At 35.8% G+C, this 24,468-nt stretch carries 28 protein-coding genes and 1 riboswitch; of the genes, 21 read left to right on the top strand and 7 right to left on the bottom strand.

Features of this window, described 5'->3' with window-relative positions:
* Positions 1 to 10: 10 nt before the first annotated feature.
* The 4 genes from H9636_RS08615 to rlmH all read left to right on the top strand — a co-directional run bounded on the left by H9636_RS08615 (position 11) and on the right by rlmH (position 3,266).
* Positions 11 to 799 carry an MBL fold metallo-hydrolase gene (locus tag H9636_RS08615; protein WP_191707217.1) on the top strand — a complete coding sequence of 263 codons (789 nt, stop codon included), beginning with the start codon at positions 11 to 13 and terminating at the stop codon, positions 797 to 799.
* A gap of 132 nt (positions 800 to 931) precedes the next feature.
* Complete coding sequence (locus H9636_RS08620) at positions 932 to 2,212, top strand: S1C family serine protease (RefSeq protein ID WP_191707218.1); 1,281 nt, start codon at positions 932 to 934, stop codon at positions 2,210 to 2,212.
* A gap of 178 nt (positions 2,213 to 2,390) precedes the next feature.
* Positions 2,391 to 2,555: a CxxH/CxxC protein gene (locus H9636_RS08625; protein ID WP_191707219.1), complete on the top strand. Its 165-nt coding sequence runs from the start codon at positions 2,391 to 2,393 to the stop codon at positions 2,553 to 2,555.
* A 231-nt stretch (positions 2,556 to 2,786) separates the two neighbouring features.
* Positions 2,787 to 3,266, top strand: coding sequence for a 23S rRNA (pseudouridine(1915)-N(3))-methyltransferase RlmH (rlmH, locus tag H9636_RS08630; protein ID WP_191707220.1), 480 nt, complete (start codon positions 2,787 to 2,789; stop codon positions 3,264 to 3,266).
* Here rlmH and H9636_RS08635 read toward each other — a convergent pair.
* The 3 genes from H9636_RS08635 to H9636_RS08645 form a co-directional block, all read right to left on the bottom strand.
* A complete protein-coding gene (locus H9636_RS08635) occupies positions 3,207 to 3,854 on the bottom strand; it encodes a hypothetical protein (RefSeq protein WP_191707221.1) in 648 nt (215 codons plus the stop codon). The genes rlmH and H9636_RS08635 overlap by 60 nt on opposite strands.
* A 63-nt stretch (positions 3,855 to 3,917) precedes the next feature.
* Entirely contained in the window at positions 3,918 to 4,259 is a 342-nt protein-coding gene (locus H9636_RS19450) for a recombinase zinc beta ribbon domain-containing protein (RefSeq protein ID WP_225230151.1), read from the bottom strand.
* Positions 4,213 to 4,449 carry a hypothetical protein gene (locus tag H9636_RS08645; protein ID WP_191707223.1) on the bottom strand — a complete coding sequence of 79 codons (237 nt, stop codon included), beginning with the start codon at positions 4,447 to 4,449 and terminating at the stop codon, positions 4,213 to 4,215. The genes H9636_RS19450 and H9636_RS08645 overlap by 47 nt, the downstream gene beginning before the upstream one ends.
* 395 nt (positions 4,450 to 4,844) lie before the next feature.
* Here H9636_RS08645 and H9636_RS08650 point away from each other — a divergent pair, with 395 nt between their 5' ends.
* The 17 genes from H9636_RS08650 to dltD all read left to right on the top strand — a co-directional run bounded on the left by H9636_RS08650 (position 4,845) and on the right by dltD (position 20,833).
* Entirely contained in the window at positions 4,845 to 5,939 is a 1,095-nt protein-coding gene (locus tag H9636_RS08650) for a hypothetical protein (protein WP_191707224.1), read from the top strand.
* 17 nt (positions 5,940 to 5,956) lie between these two features.
* Positions 5,957 to 6,829 (top strand): hypothetical protein, encoded by an 873-nt coding sequence (locus tag H9636_RS08655; RefSeq protein ID WP_191707225.1) that lies wholly within the window; start codon positions 5,957 to 5,959, stop codon positions 6,827 to 6,829.
* A gap of 374 nt (positions 6,830 to 7,203) precedes the next feature.
* Positions 7,204 to 7,986, top strand: a complete 783-nt coding sequence (locus tag H9636_RS08660) for a transporter substrate-binding domain-containing protein (protein WP_191707226.1) — start codon at positions 7,204 to 7,206, stop codon at positions 7,984 to 7,986.
* A 31-nt stretch (positions 7,987 to 8,017) separates the two neighbouring features.
* Positions 8,018 to 8,683, top strand: a complete 666-nt coding sequence (locus H9636_RS08665) for an amino acid ABC transporter permease (RefSeq protein ID WP_191707227.1) — start codon at positions 8,018 to 8,020, stop codon at positions 8,681 to 8,683.
* A 12-nt stretch (positions 8,684 to 8,695) separates the two neighbouring features.
* A complete protein-coding gene (locus H9636_RS08670; RefSeq protein ID WP_318241010.1) occupies positions 8,696 to 9,439 on the top strand; it encodes an amino acid ABC transporter ATP-binding protein in 744 nt (247 codons plus the stop codon).
* Between the two features lie 303 nt (positions 9,440 to 9,742).
* Positions 9,743 to 9,789, top strand: a riboswitch (PreQ1 riboswitch).
* 127 nt (positions 9,790 to 9,916) lie between these two features.
* Positions 9,917 to 10,390, top strand: coding sequence for a 6-carboxytetrahydropterin synthase QueD (gene queD / locus H9636_RS08675; protein ID WP_191707228.1), 474 nt, complete (start codon positions 9,917 to 9,919; stop codon positions 10,388 to 10,390).
* Positions 10,383 to 11,111, top strand: a complete 729-nt coding sequence (gene queE / locus H9636_RS08680; protein WP_191707229.1) for a 7-carboxy-7-deazaguanine synthase QueE — start codon at positions 10,383 to 10,385, stop codon at positions 11,109 to 11,111. Before queD ends, queE begins: the two co-directional genes overlap by 8 nt.
* Positions 11,112 to 11,502: 391 nt before the next feature.
* Positions 11,503 to 12,306 (top strand): endonuclease I family protein, encoded by an 804-nt coding sequence (locus H9636_RS08685; RefSeq protein WP_191707274.1) that lies wholly within the window; start codon positions 11,503 to 11,505, stop codon positions 12,304 to 12,306.
* Between the two features lie 282 nt (positions 12,307 to 12,588).
* Complete coding sequence (locus H9636_RS08690; protein WP_191707230.1) at positions 12,589 to 13,422, top strand: AraC family transcriptional regulator; 834 nt, start codon at positions 12,589 to 12,591, stop codon at positions 13,420 to 13,422.
* 47 nt (positions 13,423 to 13,469) lie between these two features.
* Positions 13,470 to 13,832, top strand: a complete 363-nt coding sequence (locus tag H9636_RS08695) for a VOC family protein (protein ID WP_191707231.1) — start codon at positions 13,470 to 13,472, stop codon at positions 13,830 to 13,832.
* A 262-nt stretch (positions 13,833 to 14,094) separates the two neighbouring features.
* Complete coding sequence (locus tag H9636_RS08700; RefSeq protein ID WP_191707232.1) at positions 14,095 to 15,837, top strand: sensor histidine kinase; 1,743 nt, start codon at positions 14,095 to 14,097, stop codon at positions 15,835 to 15,837.
* 77 nt (positions 15,838 to 15,914) lie between these two features.
* The gene (locus H9636_RS08705; RefSeq protein WP_191707233.1) at positions 15,915 to 16,586 is read left to right on the top strand and encodes a response regulator transcription factor; all 672 of its coding nucleotides are present in this window, start codon (positions 15,915 to 15,917) and stop codon (positions 16,584 to 16,586) included.
* Positions 16,587 to 16,600: 14 nt separating this feature from the next.
* Complete coding sequence (locus tag H9636_RS08710) at positions 16,601 to 16,747, top strand: teichoic acid D-Ala incorporation-associated protein DltX (RefSeq protein ID WP_191707234.1); 147 nt, start codon at positions 16,601 to 16,603, stop codon at positions 16,745 to 16,747.
* A gap of 17 nt (positions 16,748 to 16,764) precedes the next feature.
* A complete protein-coding gene (gene dltA / locus H9636_RS08715) occupies positions 16,765 to 18,267 on the top strand; it encodes a D-alanine--poly(phosphoribitol) ligase subunit DltA (RefSeq protein ID WP_191707235.1) in 1,503 nt (500 codons plus the stop codon).
* Positions 18,264 to 19,421, top strand: coding sequence for a D-alanyl-lipoteichoic acid biosynthesis protein DltB (gene dltB / locus H9636_RS08720; protein ID WP_191707236.1), 1,158 nt, complete (start codon positions 18,264 to 18,266; stop codon positions 19,419 to 19,421). Before dltA ends, dltB begins: the two co-directional genes overlap by 4 nt.
* A gap of 15 nt (positions 19,422 to 19,436) precedes the next feature.
* Complete coding sequence (gene dltC, locus H9636_RS08725; protein ID WP_191707237.1) at positions 19,437 to 19,673, top strand: D-alanine--poly(phosphoribitol) ligase subunit DltC; 237 nt, start codon at positions 19,437 to 19,439, stop codon at positions 19,671 to 19,673.
* Entirely contained in the window at positions 19,673 to 20,833 is a 1,161-nt protein-coding gene (gene dltD, locus H9636_RS08730) for a D-alanyl-lipoteichoic acid biosynthesis protein DltD (protein ID WP_191707238.1), read from the top strand. The genes dltC and dltD overlap by 1 nt, the downstream gene beginning before the upstream one ends.
* Positions 20,834 to 20,935: 102 nt before the next feature.
* On the opposite strand, the gene splB is transcribed toward dltD, so the two are convergent.
* The 4 genes from splB to H9636_RS08750 all read right to left on the bottom strand — a co-directional run bounded on the left by splB (position 20,936) and on the right by H9636_RS08750 (position 24,383).
* Positions 20,936 to 21,964: a spore photoproduct lyase gene (gene splB, locus H9636_RS08735; protein WP_191707239.1), complete on the bottom strand. Its 1,029-nt coding sequence runs from the start codon at positions 21,962 to 21,964 to the stop codon at positions 20,936 to 20,938.
* Positions 21,961 to 22,212, bottom strand: coding sequence for a transcriptional regulator SplA domain-containing protein (locus H9636_RS08740; protein WP_191707240.1), 252 nt, complete (start codon positions 22,210 to 22,212; stop codon positions 21,961 to 21,963). Before H9636_RS08740 ends, splB begins: the two co-directional genes overlap by 4 nt.
* 150 nt (positions 22,213 to 22,362) lie before the next feature.
* Positions 22,363 to 23,316: a UV DNA damage repair endonuclease UvsE gene (uvsE, locus tag H9636_RS08745; protein ID WP_191707241.1), complete on the bottom strand. Its 954-nt coding sequence runs from the start codon at positions 23,314 to 23,316 to the stop codon at positions 22,363 to 22,365.
* Positions 23,317 to 23,540: 224 nt separating this feature from the next.
* A complete protein-coding gene (locus H9636_RS08750) occupies positions 23,541 to 24,383 on the bottom strand; it encodes an aldo/keto reductase (RefSeq protein ID WP_191707242.1) in 843 nt (280 codons plus the stop codon).
* Positions 24,384 to 24,468 lie beyond the last annotated feature (85 nt).

The following is a 24,468-nucleotide window of genomic DNA, read 5'->3' on the forward strand; positions in this document are numbered from 1 at the left end:
TAATTATCATATGCGGTTTAGTGTTTTGGCAAGTGGGAGTACTGGAAATGCAATTTATGTTGAAAATGACGAACATGCATTTTTAGTCGATGCCGGTTTAAGTGGCAAAAAGATGGAGCAACTGTTTGCTAAAATTGATCGCGATATGAAAAATTTATCGGGTATTTTAGTAACACATGAACATAGCGACCATATTAAAGGTTTAGGCGTTGTCGCTAGGAAATATAAAGTGCCGATTTATGCCAATGAAAAAACATGGCAGGCGATGGATGGGCATGTAGGTACAATTCCACTTGATCAACGTTTTGTGTTTGATATGGAGACAGTTAAATCCTTTGGTTCGATTGATATCGAATCCTTTGCGGTTTCCCATGATGCTGCAGATCCGATGTTTTATGTTTTTCATGAAAATGATCGAAAACTGGTGTTAATAACAGACACAGGTTACGTCAGCGATCGAATGAAAGGGATTATAAGAGGGGCAGATTCCTTTGTATTTGAAAGTAACCATGACATTGGAATGCTTCAAATGGGGCGCTATCCTTGGTCTATAAAGCGTCGTATTTTAAGCGATGTGGGACATGTATCAAATGAAGATGCTGCTGTTGCTATGAGTGAAGTCGTTTTTGAAAAGCCAACACAAATTTATTTATCCCATTTAAGTAAGGATAATAATATGAAAGATTTAGCGCGGATGAGCGTCACACAAACATTGCAATCTTGTGGTATTCTCGCTGGAGAATATGTACATTTACATGATACAGATGCAGAAGAACCAACATTGCTTGTAACAGTATAATTTATTCTTAAGAAGGTATGACAAAAAATGTCGTATCTTCTTTTTTAATTTTGTTTTATTTCATTTTCATGTAATTTTAATGTTCGAATTGTATCATAATGACAACAAGAGAACGAAAGGATTGAGAAATAGATGAACTACAATCATGATGAAGAAAAAAATCAAGAAGAACAAAATGATTTAAATTACTCCCCTCTTCAAGAACGATTAAAGCGTGAACAAGAAGAGGAAAATAGAAGAAGAGCAAATAAAAAGGCAGGAGGTAGCAAAGCCGGCTATTTTATTAGCGGACTTGCAGGAATTATCGTTGGTGCTTTACTGATTTGGCTTCTCGTTCCATCCATGGCAGATCAACTTCCAGGAAACGAAAACAACAACGAGAATACTTCAGAAACAACTGTTACTCAAACTGCAACAGAAGTTACAACAGATATAACATCGGCAGTAGAATCTGTTTCTGGTGCAGTTGTAGGAATAACAAATATTCAAGAAGTAACTGATTTCTGGAATCAAAAAGCGACAGAACAAGAAGCTGGTAGTGGTTCGGGTGTCATCTATAAATCAGAAGGTGATAAAGCATATGTCATTACGAATTACCATGTAGTAGAAGGAGCAAAACAGCTTGAGGTAACGTTAGCTGACGGTACAAAAGAAGAGGCAACGTTAGTAGGTAGTGATATTTGGACAGATTTAGCAGTTGTTTCAATTTCCAATAAAAATGTAAAAACAGTCGCTAAATTTGGTGATTCAGACGTATTAAAACAAGGCGAAACGGTTATTGCAATTGGGAACCCACTAGGTCTAGATTTTTATGGTTCAGTCACAACGGGTGTCATTTCTGGTAAAGATCGTTCAGTACCTGTAGATTTAAATTCAGATGGATATGAAGATTGGGAAACAGAAGTTTTACAAACGGATGCAGCGATTAATCCAGGTAACAGCGGTGGTGCCTTAATTAATATTGCTGGTGAATTAATAGGAATTAATTCCATGAAAATTGCTGAATCCTCTGTTGAGGGATTAGGTTTTTCTATCCCAATTAATACAGTTATTCCAATCGTAGAAGAATTAGAGCGAAATGGTGAAGTAAAACGACCTACAATGGGTATTGGTTTATTAGATTTAACTGATGTACCAGCGTTCTACCAACAACAAACATTAAAATTACCTGAAGAAGTAACAACAGGGGTTGTTGTTTCAGAAGTAGTGCAAGGTTCAGCTGCAGATAAAGCTGGTATTGAACAGTATGATGTTATTGTTGAAATGGACGGTCAAAAAATTGAAAACTCCATCGATCTTCGTCAACACTTATATAACGAAACGGATATTGGGGATACATTAGCATTAAAAGTATACCGTCAAGGAAAAATAGTGGATTTAAAATTAACGTTAACTGAAGGAACAAGTATATAATACGGATTAGTTTGTGGATAACTAATTAATTCGTTACAAAAGTTTTACACAACGAGTAGTGGAAGAAAAGCCTTTTCTTTCCTACTCGTTTTTTGTTTGATACAATAGTTTGTGGATAACATAGAACAAATTGTGAATAAGTTTGTGGAAATTTCAGAAATTAAGGAGGCACAAAAAAATGAAAACTTATAGCTGTGAAACCCATATAAATCACGCTTTAGATATGCTAGTAGCGGAAACAAAAGAGTTTCCAATAATGGATCAACTTTCAGATGAAGAAAAGTTATCCACAAAATGTTCTTACTGTGAAGAGCAAGCAACATATGTTGTATCAAGTAAATAACTTTACACAATATGTAGAATGTGCTTGTGGATATGTGTATAACTTTTGTGGATAAGTTGTTTGTAAATGAAATATTAACGTGGATAAATTGTTTGTATTTAAATTTTCTAACAATAGCTAAACGTAAAAATACTAGTATTATCTGCCTTATAGGAAATGAACGGCATGTATAGTACTAAAAGTTGATGTTGGGAAATAACTTTATGAATGTTTTGTAAAGGTGGATAAGTTGTGAATATCACAATCATTTCAGTCGGAAAGTTAAAAGAAAAGTATTTAAAGATGGGGATTGAAGAATATGTTAAACGGTTAGGGGCTTACGCCAAAATTGAACTAGTTGAAGTAGCAGACGAAAAGGCACCAGAACAATTAAGCGATGCCGAAATGGAGATCGTGAAACGAAAAGAAGGCGAGAGGATATTGGCGAAGATAAACGACGGTATGCATGTCGTTGCCTTAGCGATTAACGGTAAAATGAAATCTTCTGAAGAAATGGCAAAGGATTTAGAATCCCTTATGACATATGGTACAAGTAAGGTGGCCTTTGTGATCGGTGGTTCCCTAGGTCTCCATGAAGATGTTTTAAAACGCGCGGATGAAAAATTAAGCTTTGGGAAAATGACCCTTCCCCATCAATTAATGAAACTAGTATTAGTAGAACAAATTTATCGTAGCTTTAGAATTATTAAAGGCGAACCGTATCATAAATAGGGCTAAAACTGAAAGGGAGGCTAATGCTTCCCTTATTGTTTTTTCGTTATTTGAAGGTAAATCTAAAAGAGAAGAATCCATAGGTTGAATATAATCTAGAGAAACCATTTCATTAAACCATTCTCCAGTAACCCCAGCCATTGATTCAATAGTGAAATCAAATAGTAGATTGATTTTCGATATTTGACGACTTTTTTGACGACTGTATTCAGAGCTTATAGGATCTTTAGTTATATGAATATTTTTGACGAAGAGGGAAAGAAGCTGTTTAATTTCTATAGCCGAAGCGCGATTTATAATATTGTCAAAATGGGAAAGTAAATTTTTAAGTGCTTCTGCATCAATTGGTTGTGTATCAAGAGACTTTAATTCTTCTTCAACCTTTTGGATACGTTCAATGATTTTGGAAACAGCTTCTTTTAATTCAAGCAATTTCTTTTTGAATACATCTTGTAATTCAGGTGTATCCATCAATTGATTAACTATATTATCCATCTGTTTTTCAATCTTTGCTTTGGATGAATAAAGGCGTTTTTTTTCCTCGGACAAGGGTTGTTCAGCATGTAATCGCCGGTCATTTAATGTCATTACAAGCTTATCGATAAAGTAAGGTTTTTCTACTGTAAGTCTTAATTCATCCAGTACTTGTTTTTAAGCTACATCAGCGTTGATGGAATTTGGTTTACACGCAGTAGAGCCCTTTGCTTTATATTGCCCACATTGATAAAAGCGGTAATTACCATTAGACTTTCCTGAGACCATGCCATGCCCACATATAGGGCATCGTAGCAATTTAGATAAAATGAAAGGTTTATCAGATTGTGTAGGGCGATATGAACGCTTCCTTTTCTTCTGTTGAACATCTTCCCAAAGTTGTGTAGAAATTATAGGCACATGAGCACCATTAATAATTTCAGGATTGGTATTCTTTCCTCTACGTCTTTTCTCAGACCAATTTAAGTGCTGATTGAATTGTAGGTTTTGAGAAACCATCGATTGAGCCGTAATCAACGCCGTGCACCATCGACGTCTTTACGAAATCCTTAAGCTTGTCGATGCGTTCATTTGCTTCTGTCGGTGTAATCGTTAAGTCAGGTAATGCCGATATCGACGATGGAGTTAAGGAGGATTCTTTTTTTAGTTGAACAACGTTGTTTATAGTTTCTTGATTTGATTGCTTCATTTGTTTTTCGCTCCTTTATAACGTGGATTATATTTATTACTTTGATAATTCTTGTTTCCATATGTTGATGTCTGTTTTTGAATAACAATTATTTTATAAACGTACATAAAAAATTATTAATTCTTGAATACAAAATAATATGTATTCATTATTTTCCGCTCCTTTCTATAATGGCTTTCTTCTCACTAAGCCTTTTTTCGCTGTAATAAGAGTGATTTATGTGTAGAGGGGTGGGCGTGAAACAGTGGAAATACTTTTTCAAAATATATGACCAGGAGTCAGGGAGATTTTTATGAGAAAATAAAACAATATAGTCAATGAAAAAAGATTTATAATATTTATATTAAAATGTATAATTTAAATTACATTTATTGTATAAAAAGGGAGATGTAGAAATGAATAAAGTAACTGATATTACATTTTTACCAGACTTAATTAAATTACCTAAAGAATCTTTAAAAGAAATTTGTACAGATTTAAGACTAGATACAACAGGAACTTCATTTGATTTAGCTCAAAGGCTATGGGATTACATAGCTGATGGAAATCGAGATGGCTTAGAATCTTTAGAAAATAGACTATTATCAGGAAAAACATCTGTAGCTTGGTTCAAAGCTGTAGATTTACAGGCTCTACGAGGATTAAAGAAACATTTAATTGATGGAGAGCATAATTTCTTTGGAAATGTGTTAACTATCGAAGCAAGTGAACTTACTTCGGAGCCAAAATTAATAGCGGCAGCCGAGTTAAATGAGAATGAAATTTTATTACGATACGTATATAATAGTGGGAACAGAAGAACTATAAGCGGAACTCAAGTGTTTACTACTCCCAAAAGTGAAATTACTACGGCTTATTTAAACCTAAATGAGGGTATTGTTGAAATAAGAACAGATGCTAAAAATGCAACTAAAATAGCCTCTGCAATTACAAAAATAGGTGATTTAGATATTGTTTTGGAACCCAAAGCAATTTTAGCTCCTTTTGGTAATGACGTAGAACAAATTGCAAGCGCCCTTAATGGGGAATTAATTGATGCTACTTCAACGCCTGAGCTAGACTTAGAAGATTTTACTGAAGAACAAGCACAAGCAATTTTAAATATCTTAAACGCTTTAAACTCATATTTCGATGATGAAAGTGAAACAGAATTAATTGAAAGTTTAAAGAATGCATCAGAAACATTTGGAGATCATTTGTTAACAGCTCCTTTCACAGCACTTATACTAAATGGTATGGAACGAGTAGGAATGCGTACAAATGTTGGAGACTTGAGAGGGCAACCCTTATATGACACATTGAGACCTTATTTACAGCATCAAGGTGGATTCATAAAATTCAAGTTTCCTGTTGACGGTATCGAAAAAAACTTTACTATAAGAGTAGGATTGACTACAGACAGTGTTTACTTTACAACACCTGCTACTGAAGAAGTTATTAAATATGTTAGAGAAAACTTAATTCAAAACGTAGGTGTTGTTATTCAATAAATAGTGAGGTGAAAGTAATGTCTGTAAACTTAAAAGAAAAAAGAGAAATACAAAATTTTGTAGAGCTTTTAGCTTTTAGTACGGTCTCAAGCTTTTACCCAACAGCTGTTTTAAAATACGCTAATGCTACTTCTCTTGAGTCTGTATTTGAATACCTTTTACGCCTTGTAGAAGAAGGTGAGCTCAAGTTAAAATGGGAATTAAAATGTTCTAACGAAGAATTAATATGTGCTCGGAAAATTATTAAAGTAGATAATAAAGAAGATATTATCGACAATGAGTTTAATTGTGATATTTGTGGAAATACTTTTTTAGCTTCATACTATAATTTATTTCCAACATTTGAAATCACTCCAGAATATCGTGAATTAGTTAGAGGCGATTTTAAAAAAAAACAAGATTTACGCTTAGATAAGGGGAAATTTAGAGGCAAAATAAGGGAAGTAGCACAAGTGGTTGCTAAGGATGGGATTTCTGGAAATATTCCTTATGGAGATTTGCCCCCCCAAATCCAAGTAAATATTGATAAAGTACTACAACAAATAGTTATGTCAGGAGATGGTTTTTTGAATAATGAAGGTAGAACTATCCATATTGGTGGAAATGTAAATGGCAACCCAAATTTGAATAATGGTGATGATGTAGTACAGGTAAATCAAGTAAAATCAGATGAATCAGATAAACTATTTGCGGAATTGTTAAAAGAGATTTCAGAAAAATCAAACGAGAGCAATAAAGCACAATTAGAGTACTTTGCTGAAAAACTGAAAGAAGCATATGAAAAAAATGATACAGAAGAAGGATCTAAGATGGTGAAATTTATTCAAGGTTCTTTAGGAAATATCGGTTCTTTAGCTTCAATTGCTAGTTTTTTCGGTATGACATTATAAGACTTTTAAGAGGTTGTTTATTAGCAACCTCTTATTTTTATTTGGAAAATTAATTATTACACCATTCGTAATTCCGCAATAATTAATTTCAATTTGAATTTTCTTTTACCCTATCCAACGTTACGGCGAACCGTATCATAAGTAAGTGCGTTTTTCTTAGTTCTATACATCTAAAATGCTGCATTTTTAGAGGAAAGAGAAGACTTGAAAGATAATTATATAATACGAATTTGTAGAAAAGTGTCGGGTACTATTAAAAGTGCCTGATACTTTTTTTGTTTTATCGGGAGTAGATTGGGTATTAACTATCATAAGCAAGTTATATAGCAAGAGGTATTGAAGGAATAATCGAAAAAGAAAGGAGTTATAGCAATATGTTGTTGAATAAAAAGTTACTATTGGTCTTTAGTACAATAGTAGTTTGCTTTTTGTCTGGTTGTGCTGAGAAGCAGAAGCTTGAAGACGGATCTGAACTGATAAATAAAGATCAATTTATTTTTGCTACTTCTGGTGAATTCAAGCCATTTAGTTATATAAATGACGATCTCACAATGTCGGGCTTTGATATTGAAGTTGGTGAAGCGATTGCAAAGGAAATGGGCCTTGAGCCGGTTCAGAAACGAATCAAGTTCAAAGGGATTGTTGAAGGGGTAAAAACAGGTAGAGCAGATGCAGCCGTTGCAAGCCACACGATTAACCCACAGCGAAGTAAACATGTTTCTTTCTCTACCCCGTATTATTATTCAGGGCCGAAAATTTTCACCAGACCGGATAGTAAAATTAGGACTGTCGAAGATTTAAAGGGAAAGGAAGTAGCTGTTGCAAAAGGATCAACATATGCCGATACAGCTTCTAAGTATACAGACAAAATAAAAACATATGACAGCGATATTACAGCATTAAAGGCGTTGAGCAGCGGACGTCACGATGCAGTAATCACAGATTTTGTTACAGGAAAAACTGCTGAAAAGGAAGGGTTCGAGATTAAAGGACAGCAATTAATTAATCGCAGTGAACAAGCGGTCGTGCTGCCCCAGGATAATCCACAACTATTGAAACGAGTAAATGAATCTTTGGAACAACTTCGGGAAAATGGAACACTGACTCAAATCAGTATCAAATATTTTGGTGAGGACATTACCAAAAAACCAGAGTAAACCAATGCTATAAAAGAAAGGAAGTAGTACTTTGCCAAGTTTTTCGCATTTTTTCCACATACTAATGGACACAAAAGGTGTATTCTTTAAAGCTATGCTTTTAACATTAGAGCTGACGGTGGTTTCTATCTTAATTGGAATCGTCATCGGACTTGTTTTTGCCTTATTAAAAATTTCTAATATAAAAATTTTAGAACTTATTTCAGATATATATGTCTATTTGGTTCGCGGAACACCGCTAATTGTTCAAATATTTATCCTCTACTTCGGAATTAGCGGGATTTTCCTTCTTCCTGATTTTTGGGCTGCTTCACTTGCTCTAGCGTTACATAATGGAGCTTATATTTCTGAAATCCTTCGGGGAGCAATCCAGTCAGTCGATAAAGGCCAGTTTGAGGCAGGACGCTCTTTGGGAATGACAAAGACACTGACATTAAGAAGGATTATTCTCCCGCAGGCATTCCGTAGAGCGTTGCCGCCTTTAGGCAATCAATTTATCATAAGTTTAAAAGATTCTTCGTTAGCCGCATTTATCTCCATGAATGAGCTGTTTAATGTGGCGACAACACTTGGGTCAAATAATTTTGACGAAATGACCTATTTACTTATTGTAGCAGTCTACTATTTATTATTAGTAGCGTTGATGACATTTGTAGTGAACCGAACTGAACAAAAATTAACGGTAAGTGACAGATAGGAGCTGAAAAGAATGGACACCAAGGAAATGATTAAAATAAAACAATTGAATAAATCGTTTGGAGATTTACATGTATTGAAAAATATCGACATGACAGTTTACGAGAGCGATGTTGTTTGTCTAATAGGATCGAGTGGGTCAGGGAAAAGTACCCTCCTTCGTTGTTTGAACTTTTTAGAAAGAAAGGATAACGGCAATATTATAATTGAGGGAAATGAAGTCAATCCACGGACAGATGACCTTAACAAGATTAGAGAAAAGGTAGGTATGGTGTTTCAAAATTTCAACTTATTCCCACACAAAACGGTTCTGGAAAATATTATTGAAGCACCTATTATGGTAAAGGGTGTAGACAAAGAGAAAGCTATCATCAAAGCAAAACAATTACTGAAAAAAGTAGGTTTGGAAGATAAGTCGGATGTCTATCCTAGTAAACTATCAGGGGGGCAAAAGCAACGGGTGGCGATTGCTAGAGCACTTGCGATGGAACCAGACATTATGCTTTTTGATGAGCCAACATCGGCACTCGATCCCGAGCTTGTGGGAGAGGTTTTAACAACCATGAAAGACTTGGCTGAAGAAGGAATGACAATGGTTGTTGTAACCCATGAAATGGGATTCGCAAGAGAAGTAGCTGATTGGATTGTGTATATGCATGATGGGAAAATTATTGAACGCGGCACACCTGAACAATTTTTCAACCATCCGAAAGAGGAGAGAACTCGGGAATTTTTAACAGCGACAATGCTTAAATAAACTAAAAGGTCCTGCCTATATATAAGGCAGGACCTTTTATGGTTTTGTGTTAAATATTTGATTCAAATGCTCAATTTAAGATATGAAGCGCTAAATTGTTAATTTATAGAGGGGAAAAAACTTTTTGTTGATAGAAGAAAAGAGCAAGAAGCTGAATAAGCAAATAAAAGAATGATAGATCGTACAACTAGGTTCTATTGCTAAATAAACTTATAAAGTCATGTTCAGAGAATATAAGGAATTTTTATTTGAAATTTAGAGCCAATTTATATACTATATTCATAAAAGAATGCCCGGATTTGAACGGGAGAGGTTCATAGCTTATACCCTCTATAAAAAACTATGGAAACATGACAATTCGCCATGTCCATAAAGGACGTGGCTTTTTTTGTTTAATGCATACGTTTTATTAGAAAGATTGTTAGCGCCTCTCTTGAAAAATTTCGGGAATATTTTCAGGGAGGGAATTTTGAAAACATGCCTAATTTTAGAATTGTTGATAAGCTACAAAAAATGGATGAAGATATTCAAAGAAGTCAATTAAAATACCATTCGAAACGTGTGCTTGTATGCAAAGAGTTTACTTTCGATGCTGCACATCACTTACATGATTATGAGGGAAAGTGTAAAAATTTACATGGTCATACATATCGTGCAGTCTTAGGATTAAGTGGTTATACTGACGAACGGGGCCTCATGATTGATTTTGGGGACATTAAGGACATCTGGAAACAAAAAATAGAAATTTATTTAGATCATCACTATATAAACGAAACACTGCCACCGATGAATACGACGGCAGAGAATATCGTTGTTTGGATTTATGAAAAGTTGAATGAGGCCATGCGTGATGAACAACGATATAATGGGGCGCGTGTAGAATTTATCAGGCTTTATGAAACTCCTACAAGCTATGCTGAGGCAAGAAGGGAGTGGATGGAGTTTGAGTAAATTACCTATTATAGAGATTTTTGGTCCTACGATTCAAGGTGAAGGGATGGTAGTGGGCCAGAAGACAATGTTTGTACGTACTGCCGGCTGTGATTATTCATGTTCTTGGTGTGACTCTGCATTTACATGGGATGGTACGGGCAAACATCTTATTGTTCAAATGACAGCGCAAGAAGTTTGGTCTGAGTTGAAACGCCTAGGAGGAAATGGGTTTTCATTCGTCACGATTTCAGGAGGTAATCCTGCGCTTCTTCGTAATTTAGATGCACTTGTTGCCCTTTTAAAAGAGAATAATATAAAGATAGGCGTGGAAACACAGGGTAGTAAATGGCAAGACTGGTTGTATGATATCGATGAACTAACCATTTCACCAAAGCCTCCTAGTTCTAAAATGACGACAGATTTCTCTATACTCTCTACTATTTTAAAGAAACTTAGAGATAGAAATAACAATCAACATATATCTCTTAAAGTTGTTGTATTTAATCAAGAGGATTATCTTTATGCTAAAGAAGTTCATCGTAGATATCCGACCATTCCTTTTTATCTTCAGGTTGGAAATGATGACATTACTTCCTTGGACAATACGCAGTTAGTTAGCCATTTATTAGAAAAGTATCAAACGCTAATAGATCAAGTGATGATGGATGAAGAATTAAAGAACGTTAAAATATTACCGCAGCTCCATACACTCATCTGGGGAAATAAAAGAGGCGTATAGCGCTCAACTCAGCATTATATTACAGAGAGCCATATCCTTTGGTTTTTATGAAAAAAAATAACAGCATTCTCTCATTTAAAGATGGAGAAGTGCTGTTTTTTTGAATTCTTAAATTGAACTCTAGTTGTGTGAATGGTTGTTAATATCCAACAACCAACAGTTAGTCTATTCCAATCGCTATATTCTACTAGATTAAAAAACACTCTAAAAGTTACTATGAAATAATATACAGAATTGTTAAACTATTAATAGCATCATGATTTTGCTTCAATTTAATCCTATTTAAGGAGGGAGAAAAATGGAGCGTAAAGTGAATTTGATTCCATATCAAGTAGTAGAATGGTTTAACGAAAACGAATTGACGCAGGATTTGAAAATTAGCAACAAAGAAATGTTGGCACAAGAACTCAACATAGCAAAGGCAGTCTATTTAGAGTACAGCAATAACCAGACTTACTATGAGGAAGATAGGGACAAAGAAATTAAACAAACGTATTATAAAAATACTTCTCTTGATAGAAAGAATATTCATGAGTTACTAGAAAAAACACATCAAAATAAGTTAGGTTACGCTCCTCACCGTTATGTCTATCCATGGGTAGATCTTCAGAAGAATGGGAAACTTAAAAGCGTATATTCAGGGAAAGAGATGGATCCGCTCACTGTTATAGAAGCGGATATACGTATTTTAGAAGCTACAGGTGGGACTATCACTCATTTATCCGATGAGGTGACGTTAAATTGTGAGCATGTAGTACCCCAATCTTGGTTTGATAAGAGTCAACCAATGAGAGGGGATTTGCACCATTTATTTGCCTGTGACCCCACATGCAACAGCCGCCGTGGGAACAGTCCCTATTATGATTTTCTTGACTATGTTCCGGAAGGCCATATCTTAGGTATTGAGGAAGGTTGCGGGAAGGCAGATGAAGGGAAATTCGAACCTGAATATGGAAAGGGAATTGTTGCAAGGGCTACTTTTTATTTTTTGGCTCGATACCCTGGAACGATTAACAATAATTTGGTCAATATGAAGGTTTTACTTGAGTGGCATCAGAAATTTCCAGTGTCTTTATATGAAAAACACCGAAACCTTGCTATTTATGATTTACAAGGAAACCGGAATCCATTTATTGATTTTCCAGAGTTCGCAGAAAAATGGATATTTGAAAAAGATGGTTTTAATGGATGCTAGTATTTTTTCATACAGAACTTAAAAAAACAGCACATGGTTGCTGTTTTTTTAAGTTTGAAGAAAAGAGAATCGCGGCTTAGAATAAATAAGTTAGCTTGATCTGAAAGAATTCAATTAGGACTTGTACAAAATCCCCTTTTCTCTAATTCCTCTTTTAAAGATAGGGTCATTTGGTGAACCATATAAGTAAATGAGGTTTTTTAGGAAAGGAATTTCTATGATTAAGGTTTATGTAGAAAGGTAAGAAGGGTAACTTTTTATAGATTTTAAGGAGAAATGTTAATGCCATATATAGAGAGAAAACCTCCGGAAAAGTTAGCTCCATATGTTAAATGCATTTGGTATTTAAATCATCGCTATAACGAATGGAACCACGATGAAGTCCTTTGGCCGGATGGATGTTATGAACTAATTTTTCATTTTGGATCAAATTATCGAGTAAATAATGAACAAATGGAGACTTCATTTTTAATTGGTTCTTTGACTCGTTACCATCGATTAAAGTCAGATGGTGAAATCCGTCTATTTGGTGTTCGTATAAAGCCGTGGGCATTAAACTATTTCCTCGACCAAGCTGTTGATTTAAAGAAGATGAAAGATACATTTGTTCCTCTAAAATATCTATTTAAAGAGGAAGATATTAAATTAATGGAAAGCAATTTAAAAGAAGCATCTCTGGAAGAAGGAATTAAGTTAGTTAATCGTTTCATTTTGGATGCCTTTCACCCAAATTATTTTACAAATAACGATTTCATCCAAATATTAGCCGACTTATTTAATCGACCTGTTCAAGTACAATTACAAGACGCCATTTTAATGAGTAATTATTCTCAAAGACAATTTGAACGTAAAGTTATTGAATTGACAGGACTTTCCCCAAAAAAGCTGAGTAAAGTAGCTCGATTTAATCAAGTCCGATTAAAATTATTTTTTCATCCACAAACCGACTTATACGATCTAATGGAAGAGTTCGGATACTACGATTATGCCCATTTCTCAAAGGATTTTAAGGAATGTATGGGTCTCACGCCAAAGGAATATAGAAACTGGATGCTCGAAAAAGTGAACAATAGTCCTCAAAAAGCTAAACATGTCGATTTTTTACAAGATGAATAATCCCTTTTTTAGTAGGATAGAGCTAGTAATTTTAAGGAGGAAAAGTAATGATAACAAATATCGCAACTGTTGCAGTATATGTAGATGACCAAGAGAGAGCTAAGGAATTTTGGACGAAAAAGGTAGGGTTTGAAGTCGTTGCTGAACATCCAATGGGACCTAAAGCATCGTGGCTTGAAGTGGCTCCACCAAACACTAAAAGTCGCCTCGTTCTTTATCCAAAGGCCATGATGAAAGGATATGAAAGTAAACAAGCATCCATTGTGTTTGATTGTGATAATGTGAAGGATACGTACGAAAAAATGTTAGCAAATGGTGTTAACTTTAAGGAAGAGTTAAATGAAATGCAGTGGGGGAGCTATGCACTTTTCACTGATGAAGACGGGAATGAATTCCTTATTAAGGGATAGTAACAGGATTATAAGATATTAAAGCCATATTTATATTGAAGGAGACCGTTTATTAGGCGGTCTCTTTTTTGTTTTCGGGCACACGCATCATTGAGGGGACGCAAAGCATTGTTAGTCAGAGGAAATCTTAACCAAGATACAAAAAAGGTTTCAAAACGTTAAAAAAATGTTTACTATATGGAGGGTTGTATTTGGACACACAAAAAACATATCGATAGCTTAAGTTATTAATAAACAGTTGTATGAAATAAAGGGGTATAACATGAGAAAACGCGGTATCACCGTTAAATTATTCGCTGTAACAGCTTTATTCTTTTTGGTGTTTTACGCCATGATTATGATATTTCAACTATTATTCTTTGATCGTTTTTATCAGCATTATAAAACGAAAGAAGTTGCAAAGCATATCCATCAATTAGCAGAAGGGTATGAGAGTAATTCCTGGAGTGAAGAGGAACTGACAAAACAGACGCTTTCTTACATGAGGGAGACTAAAAGCCCGTTGACGATTGTGGACGCGGATGGGTATCAATTGGTCCAGGATCCTTTTAACATTATGCTAGAAACTGATGATGGCAAAGTGCTAGAAGTGTCGCTTTCCTTACTCGTTATCAATTATGGAAAACAGTTGCGCGCATTGAATATTACAAAGGGAGATACATTGATTGTGCAAGGAGAAGCAGATGCGATGGTTCCTTCCGTCATATATCCATCTATTATTACAAAAAATGCGTCTAGTGTTGGTGAAGAATTGGCCGAAAATGAAGTGACAATTGAAGGAAAAGTAAAAAGCACTTCACTACCGAAAAATGGGGTCATGAATAGGGGACTAGGACTTCTTTATGATGCGTTACTAGAATGGTTCCCCCTCGAGGAGGCGCAGTTAAAGCGGCTTTCCAAAGGGGAAAGTATGCAAATTGACTGGGTGGAGCCATGGAGTGGAAAACATAATTTAGTACTAATTGAGCCATTAAAGAAAGACGGAGAAATACAATATATGTTCTCTGTTACATCTCTTCAGGAAATTAAAGATACTAATGAAGCGCTACGGATATTTTATCTATATATCGGAATAGCAGGCTTCTTCCTTATCCTTTTGCTGTCGATTTTCTTCTCCCGTCTTGTAAGCAGACCACTGATTAAGCTGAATGAAATGGCAAAAAAAATGGTGCATTTAGACTTCTCGTCAGCGAAGCCGATTAAACAGAAGGATGAGCTTGGGAGCCTTTCCAATAATATGCTTATTATGGCACAAAACTTGAATATTGCATTAAATGACTTGAAAAAAGCCAATGGAAAGCTGAAGCAGGATATGGAACAACGTGAGCAAATGGAAAAGGAGCAGCGAGAGTTTTTCGAGTATGCATCGCATGAACTGAAGACACCGCTCAGCATTGTGAAAAGCTTCGCCGAGGGGCTGCAGGATGGTGTCAGTCCCGATAAGCAAGACCACTATGTAGAAGTGATCATTGAGGAAGCGGACAAAATGGAAGTGTTAATTAAAGATATGTTGGATTTGGCTAAGTTGGAGAACGGTGCCATTAAACTTAGAAAAATATCTTTCCTGCTCAGTGAAATGATTGAGAATTTGGCAGATAAATTATTCTGTATAGCAAAAGAGAAAAACGTTACCATTGAAATCATGCCGAAGAATGAACAACCAATTTTGGCCGATTATGAGTGGATGGAACGAGTAATGAAAAATTTCTTAATGAATGCAGTCCGACACAGTGAGCCCGATTCTGTCATTACGATTCGAATCGAATTGAATCAGGAAAATGGCGACAGTGTGTTTATAATCGAAAACAAAGGGATGCATATACCAGAAGAGCAGTTGGATAAGATCTGGAAACGTTTCTATCGTACTGAATCTTCTCGAAGTCGTATGACGGGCGGTACGGGATTAGGGTTGGCAATTGTCCAGCAAATTCTTGATCTGCATGGATTCCATTACGGAGCGGAAAATATGCCGGATGGCGTGCGTTTCTATGTTCATTTCAATTAATAGGATTAAATGCCTAAGAGGACACATGAAAGACATATAACCTTGTTAATATATAGAAATTGGAAGGAAGATTCACGATGGGGAAGAAAGTGTTGCTTGTCGAGGATGAAGTGAGAATCCGAGAAGTTGTAGCCGATTATTTCAAAAAAGACGGTTGGGATGTCTATGAAACGGATAATGGCAGCAGTGCCATTGACTGGTTTGACGCTGTTTATCCGGATTTAGTCATCCTCGATATCATGATGCCACATATGGATGGATTTGCTGTCACTAGGCAGATTCGAATGGGATCAGGTGTACCTATTATTCTGCTGACAGCAAAATCCAGTGACGATGACAAAATTCATGGGTTTGAACTTGGGGCCGATGATTATGTTACTAAGCCATTCAGTCCAAAAGTATTAGTTGCACGGGCTAATTCTTTAATGAAACGAGCAACAGAACATTACTTGCCGACTGGTCATATGATTAGCTTCGGTGAAGCAATCATTAATACGAAGTCCCATCAGCTTCAGCTTGAAGGTCAACAAGTGGAATTGACGCCAAAAGAATATGAATTATTGGTATTCCTAATTCAGCATAAAAATAATGTCCTTTCTCGTGAAACCATTTTAAATCACGTATGGGGTTTGGACTTCGATGGTGATATTCGAGTTGTTGATACACACATTAAAAAGCTGAGAGCTAAATTAGGCTGTGAATCGCATCATATCCGGACTGTGATTGGAACCGGCTATAAATTTGAATAAAAGGAAGAGAGAAGATGAATAAGCTCAAACAGATATATACGAACACAGGTGTCCGTTTTGCTTTGCATACTTTTTTTTATCTAGCAATCCTTGTTACCTTGTTCTTGATGTACGGCTTCCATACAGCAAATACAGGCAACTATATTTACAATGATTTCTAAATGGAGAAGATAATAAAATGAAACTTTTAACTCGTATTGCACAGCATGCGGCCAGAAATCCTGAACAGACAGCATTTCGTACAGAGGACCATGTGCTGAATTACAGAATGCTTTGGGACAAATCCAGCAAGCTAGCAAACTTAATACATACTATGCAGCTCGAGCGGCAAAAGCCAGTTGTTGTATATGGTCATATGGGTATTGATATGCCTGTATCGTTCCTCGCCTGTGTACAGGCTGGCCATCCTTATATACCCGTAGATACATCCATTCCAATGGAACGGGTGCGCCTAATTGTGGAAAAATCAGGTGCAGGTTTAGTTATTAATACAACAGATAGTATGCTAGATTTTGATAATGTTACGGTTTTACAAACATTAGGACTTGATCTCGAACAGGAAGAACTTATTCGTAGTGAATACTGGGTCAAGCCCGATGAAGTGTTTTATATCATTTATACGTCCGGCAGTACTGGAAATCCAAAGGGCGTTCAAATAACAGCAGCAAATCTGCAATCTTTTACCGATTGGATGACAGGTGATTTTCCGTTAGATCAAGGGAAGGTATTCTTGAATCAGGCACCATTTTCATTCGACTTGTCTGTAATGGATTTTTATCCAGCGCTGCAGAGCGGGGGTTCAATCCATGCTTTGGAGAAAGAAGTCATCAATAAGCCGAAGCTTTTATTTGAAAACTTAAGTCGCTCTGCTTTGCAAATATGGACATCAACGCCATCCTTTGTGCAAATGTGTTTTCCAAATCCAGACTTTAATCAAAAGATGCTTCCGGAGCTTGAGGTATTCCTTTTCTGTGGTGAAGTGTTACCACTAGCTGTAGCAAAAGAGCTGAAAGAACGCTTCCCAAGAGCAAGGATTTTTAATACTTATGGGCCTACAGAAGCAACTGTTGCTGTGACATCTATTGAAATTACGGAAGAATGGCTAGCTAAAGAGAAAGCACTGCCAGTAGGTTATCCAAAACCGGATATGCGTATTTTTGTTGTGGACGAATTAGGTAATCCACTCCCAGAAGGTGAAAAGGGAGAGCTTATCCTTGCCGGTCCAAGTGTGTCAAAAGGTTATTTAGGTGAGCCGTTACTGACAGAAAAATCATTCGGCATTATGGACGGAATGAACGCCTATCGTACTGGAGATGTCGGCTTTATTCAGGACGGGCTGGTGTACTGCCAGGGCAGACTGGATTATCAAATCAAGTTGCATGGTTACCGGATGGAGCTGGAAGAGATTGAGTTCCACCTTAATCAGTCTGAATATATTAAGGCTGCCATTATTATCCCATATGCGCCAAATGAAGAAATTGAATACTTGATTGCGGCAGTTGTCCCGGCGGATCATAACTTTGAGAAGGAGTATATGCTGACAGCGGCTATTCGAAAAGATCTTGCTTTGCGCTTGCCAGCCTATATGATCCCTCGTAAGTTCACGTATTATACTGCTCTTCCAATGACGAACAATGGGAAAGCAGATCGTAAGAAAATGAAGGAAGAGGTATTCGTATGACGCCGTATAGCTCTTTTCTTTTCTTTATCATTCTAGGAATCTTACTATTGCCGACGATGATTCTAGGCACAATGGGAAAACGTTTCCGGTATTACAACGTTTTTGTCTCCATTGTTGTATTGGCGATTATATTTTCAGAAGGGGGTTCAGGCTTTTTCTCGTTAATAGCCTTCACCATCCTTCAGCTAGTACTAATTAAAGGCTATATTACTTATCGACAGACTAAAAATAGCAGCCTTGTATTTTATGTAATAAGTTTACTGTCAATTCTGCCTTTAATTTTATCCAAAGTCTTGCCGATTTTGGCAGTAGATAACTGGGCAAGCTTTTTAGGTATTTCCTATCTGACATTCCGAGCTGTCCAAATCATTATCGAAACAAGAGATGGATTGATAAAGGAGCAGCTCTCGATCTTTCAGCTTGTCAATTTTATGTTGTTTTACCCAACAATTTCATCAGGTCCGATTGACCGCTTCCGTCGATTCCAGAAGGATGAAGAAAAGCGCTGGGCACCTGAGGAATACAAAGAACTACTTTATAAAGGAATCAATAAAATTTTCATAGGTTTTTTGTATAAATTTATCATCGGTTATAGTATCAATTCGTACTTCATTATGAACCTAGATTATATAGCGGATGGCAAGTTTAGTTATCATTTATTGTATATGTACAGCTATAGCTTGTACCTATTCTTCGACTTTGCAGGTTATACGGCTTTTGCAGTCGGGGTCAGTTATATTATGGGAATCCGGTCACCGGAGAACTTTAATAAGCCATTCTTAAGTCGTAACATCAAGGATTTCTGGAATAGATGGCATATGTCACTATCGTTCTGGTTCCGTGATTATGTATTTATGCGCTTCGTCTTTCTTATGAAGAAGAAAAAGTGGATTAAGAACAAAATGCTCGTTTCGAATCTAGGTTATATCCTGCTGTTCCTACTCATGGGTGTATGGCATGGATTAGCGATTCAATACATCATTTATGGAGCTTACCATGCTCTAATGATGACTGGTTTTAATTTCTTTGAGACCTGGAATAAGAAACATAAACGCTGGCCAACAGGAAGAGCCATGACAATTGTATCTATCGTTATTACTTTTCATGTCGTTTGTTTCGGTTTTTATCTGTTTTCTGGCAAACCATTTCAATAAAAGGAGATTATACATATGAATTTTAAAGAGAGAGTACTACAAGTGATTGCGGAAGTTTGTGAAGATGATGTTGTGAAAGAAAATCATGATTTAGATATATTCGAAGAAGGGTTGATTGATTCATTTGCGACAGTAGAATTACTTGTTCAATTCCAGGAGCAGCTTGATATCAATGTACCAATTACGGAGTTCGATCGGGATACTTGGAATACACCAAATGCTATCGTTGATCGTCTGAATGAGCTGAAATAATGAAGAAGAAGTATTTATTTGGACCAATCATTCTTGCATTGGTCCTGTTTGCCGGGGTCGTATTTGTACCCGTATCATGGCTGGTTAAGATAATTCCAGCAGATCGTTTAGAGGAATCGGCTATCAGCTTGGAACCAAATATGTTCCAAGGAACATATTTGCAAAGTGAAATGCTTAAAAGCTCAACGTATGTTCCAATTTATGGTTCTTCTGAATTGTCGCGTTGGGATCCATTCCATCCATCGAATTATTTTGAAACGAATGATGCTGCCTTTACACCTTATTTAGTAGGGAAAGGCGGAATGACTTCAATTATTCATGATTTAAACTTTGCAACGCATGCCGATCAATTGAAGAACAAGCAAATGGTCATCATCGTATCGCCGCAATGGTTTGTAAAGCATGGTACAGACGAACAGCATTTTGCACCAAACTATTCTTCCTTGCAAGCGTACCAGCTTCCTTTCAATAAGGTTGTAGACGAGCAGGTGAAACGCCAATTGATGGAGCGTCTAATGACGTATAATGCGGTCAAAAACGACCCGATACTTTATAAGCTTTACGATGCTTACTTGAATGATAAAAAGGCTATGTTTAATACTTTATCTGTTCCTGCAAAGGCTTATATATCCATGCTTGAGAAAAAGGATTTGTATTTTACTCTTCTGAAAGATAAACCAACTAATCGCCATCAGTCAGATGAAGTGAAGGACAAAACATGGGAAGAACTGAAGGCACAAGCCGATGCTTACGGCGAGAAACGGACACAGCATTCCCAATTTTATATTGATGACAAAGTGTATAATCATAAGAAACATTACATTAAGAGCATGGAAGGAAAGAACAAAGATCATTCCTATGCAGAATCCCTTGAGTACGATGATTTCCAGTTAATGCTTGATATTCTTAAGGAAGCTGAGGCTAAACCGCTCTTTGTGATTATCCCTGTAAATGGATCGTATTATGATTACACAGGATTCCCTCAAAAAGGAAGACAAGATTACTACGATCGTATAAAACAGCAGATTAGTGATAGTGGCTTTACTTACGCTGATTATTCCGACCATGAATATGATCCGTATTTTATGCGTGACACGATTCATATTGGTTGGAAAGGTTGGGTTTATTTAGATAAAGATATGCAGGAATTCCTCGAATAGCATTAAAAATGCCCCACCAATTAGGTGGGGCATTTTTTTGCGTTGAACAGTTATATTTCTAAATTAGAATAGGAAGGGTGAGGGTAAACTTACTCTTTACGTTTAAGTAAAATATTCTAATTTCGCCTTCGGGAAAAACTTCTCCATGTAATTATAAAGATGTTTTTTTATATCTTCTTCCTCATCTTTTTGGTAAATATATTTCCCTATTCCGTATTTTCCCCATTTGTATCTTCTTTTTTCTTCATCTAATTCTAGTTTTGTCATAGGGTAGTTTTTTTCAATTACTCTCTTTGCAGGCTTTGTAAAGCGATGCTGGATAAACTCGAAAGTAAGATCTTCTCTAGCATCTTTAGGCAATTCCGCATCTAAACGTTCAAACATTTTATAGTAGCCATCTTCCCACCCTTCATGAAGATAGATAGGTGCAACTATAAATCCAAGTGGATAGCCAGCTCTTGCAACTTTTCCTGCCGCTTCAATTCTTTTCTCTAAAGGGGATGTCCCGGGTTCGAAGTTTTTAATAACATAGTCCGCATTCACACTAAAGCGAAATCTCGTTTTTCCGTTATGTTTAGCATCAAGTAAATGATCCACATGATGAAATTTCGTAACAAATCTTAATTTACCATATTCCGACTTTCCAAAATGTTCGATTGCCCTTTTAAGTGTATGGGTTAAATGATCAATTCCTACAATATCAGATGTACAAGAGGCTTCGAATCTTGTTATTTCTGGTGCACGCTCTTCCATATATTTATCAGCGGCTTCAAGGATTTCCTCAACATTAACATATGTACGGATATATGGTTTATTGCCCATAGTAGTTTGTAAGTAGCAATAATGACAATGACCCATACACCCAGTAGCAAAAGGAATTGCATATTCCGCTGAAGGTTTAGAAGTATCAAATTTAAGCGTTTTTCTAATTCCTACTACAAGGGTTGATTTTGCAACACGATACTTTTTAAAATCATTATCGCCAGGGAGGTTTCGCACTTGATTGTGGGAAGTAGTTTGGCGAATTTCGATATCCATTTTTTTGAATTTGTCATATAGTTCTTTACCTAAAGGATAATCTAATGCATCAGGTTCAAAATAGACAAGTTTCGGTGTAAATGGTTTATTCATTGCAATAACCTTTCAGAATCATTCCCATAATAATAGTTATATGCTTGATTTGCTTCTTCTTCTGTAGAATAGACAGCCATTTCATTTGAGAGTGGATAATAGGTTTCATATAAAAATAAAGCTAACTCATCCTCTTTCTGAGGATTATTTACAACTGCTGCCGCTTGAACATTTGCTACATCTTGAGTATGGGGATTGCGGTAAAAAACATATACAATATCTCCGGCCTGATAATATTGGTTATCCATTCCATCACCTTCATTCATTAGTCATATTTATTTATATTCTCCCTTTTGTTTTATAAATTATGAGTTCCTTATTTTGGACTAGAGAGGGCATATGACACATAAAAGAAGTGGTTTTTAAGGATAGAATCCAATTACAGTAACATTTTAAAGTTACCATTCAATAGAAGAGCTCGAGATACGTTTTACCCCCCGAATGGCACTTACTTCATCTACAAGTTTATGCATAGCAAGGTTTTTTTGTTTTGCTTCAACCATTATGTCAAAGTCCTGATTGAGTTCTTTTGCGATCTTCAAGAAAGGGAGAACAAAGTCAATCGAAACAAAATCTGCATGTGAACGATAGGTTTGATTAGATTTTGGTGAAGAAATGTGCACTTTCGGAACATTGTTAAAAGAATTCCATGTGTTAAATATTCGAAGTAAATAATGAGGGAGATCAACATCCCCTTTATTTGCCATATAGTGATGATAATCGAGTACCATTGGGATATTTTCCTTTTCACAAGTAGAGAGGGTTTCCCGAACGTTATACGTTTTGTCATCATTTTCTAGCGTCATATGATTGCGAATTTCCTTTGGTAATTGTTTTAGATTATGGTGGAATCTTTTTAAAGATTGATTTTTATCTCCATATGCTCCGCCTATATGAATATTAATTAATCCATTATGGAGGGCATTCAATGCTTGAAGCATTTTAAAATGATACTCCATATCTTTAACAGCATTCATTGTGACTTCTTCTCTTGGGCTTGTGAAAAGAGTATATTGATTTGGATGAAAACTTACTCTCAAATTAAATTTTTGTATTAGTTCTCCAAGTTCGTCCCATTTATCTTTGAATGGAGTATAGAAATCCCACATTACTTCAGGATGAGTTGCTAAAGGGACAATGGAACTTGATAACCGATATAATTGAATTTCATGCGCGATATTATAATACAAAATTCTTTTCGTATGATATAAATTTTGGGCGGTGATAGATTTTAACTTGTTTATCCGTTCACCTTTAGGTAGTTTTGAATAATGCGTAAAAGTTATTGTTTTTGATGGACTTGCATCCCATAAGCCCAAAGCATTTGCAACATAACCAAACCGAATTTTCATCTAGTTTTCCCCTAAAAAATTTGAATATGAGATATACCATTAATAATGGTTTATTTTTCTCCAAAATAATGACCGTATACAGAGAAAAAGGTGGAAAGGAAAAATAAAAATAGGTTGGTTCAATCCTAGGAGACTTTACATAGTAGTAAATAGAAGATGGAAATGATCATCAAAAAAATGCGTTCGGATTATTATCCAAACGCATCTTTTTGATGAATTTTTAATTAAAAATCAAAATTATCAGGATCTGGACCTACTCGTAAATTTTGATTTAAGCTATTAATAAGCTCCATATCCTCATTTGATAGTTCAAAGTCAAAAATGTTAGCATTTTCCACAATTCGGTGCTCTTTTGTTGATTTTGGAATTGTCACAACTCCATTTTGTAAGTCCCATCTTAAGATGACTTGTGGCACAGTTTTATTATATTTATTTGCTATATCTTTTAAAACTGGTTGATCTAATAGTTGACCTTGCATTAATGGTGACCAAGCTTCTAATTGAATGCCATTATCTTGGCAGAACGTTTTTACTTCCAGTTGTGTTAAACGTGGGTGATATTCAACTTGGTTGATCATTGGTTTAATTTCTGCATCTTTTAGTAAGTCTTCAAGGTGATGCACTTGGAAGTTACTTACCCCAATTGCTCTAACTTTTCCTTCTTTATAAAGAGTTTCCAATGCTCTCCAAGCATCTTTGTATTTACCTTCTACTGGCCAATGAATTAGGTATAAATCTAAATAATCAAGACCTAACTTATTTAAACTTGCTTCATAAGCTGCAAGTGTCGATTCGTAGCCTAATTCAGAATTCCAAACTTTCGAAGTAATAAATAAATCTTCTCTAGAAATACCTTCTTCTTCAATTGCTTCACGAATTGCTTGTCCAACACCTGCTTCATTTTCATAAATAGCTGCTGTGTCAATACTACGATAACCGTGTTTAATAGCATATTTAACGGCGTTTACTAATTCAGGTCCTTCTTCTACTTTGAAAACACCAAGTCCAAACCAAGGCATTTTAACCCCGTTATTCAATGTTGTTGTATCTTGTAAATTTTTCACCATGATATATACCTCCATTTTTTATATTAAGAGAAACATGTAATAAAATTGAATTACATATCACTCCCTTATTTTACTTTAAAGTGCT

It is taken from the genome of Ureibacillus galli, from assembly GCF_014836845.1.
Taxonomy (GTDB): domain Bacteria; phylum Bacillota; class Bacilli; order Bacillales_A; family Planococcaceae; genus Ureibacillus; species Ureibacillus galli.